Origin of the sequence: Ciceribacter ferrooxidans, from assembly GCF_004137355.1 — a bacterium.
Taxonomy (GTDB): domain Bacteria; phylum Pseudomonadota; class Alphaproteobacteria; order Rhizobiales; family Rhizobiaceae; genus Allorhizobium; species Allorhizobium ferrooxidans.
The window spans coordinates 1-256 of record NZ_SDVB01000285.1 but is presented as its reverse complement, the minus strand read 5'-3'; the positions used below and the strand labels follow the sequence as shown (position 1 = coordinate 256).

At 55.9% G+C, this 256-nt stretch carries 1 protein-coding gene; it reads left to right on the top strand.

Translation table 11 applies throughout. The features are described from left to right. The coding region (locus tag EUU22_RS20095; RefSeq protein ID WP_165351243.1) for a class I tRNA ligase family protein at positions 1 to 256 on the top strand (256 nt) is incomplete at both ends.

Genomic DNA, 256 nt, shown 5'->3' with positions numbered 1-256 from the left:
CATACGACAACATCGCTTACATGAAGAAGCAGATGCAGTCCATGGGCCTGGCTATCGACTGGTCGCGTGAAATGTGCGCTTGCGATCCCAAGTACTACAAATGGAATCAATGGCTGTTCCTGAAGATGCTCGAAAAAGGCATCGCCTACCGTAAAACGCAGGTGGTCAACTGGGATCCGGTCGATCACACCGTGCTCGCCAACGAGCAGGTCATCGACGGTCGCGGCTGGCGTTCCGGCGCACCGGTCGAAAAGCG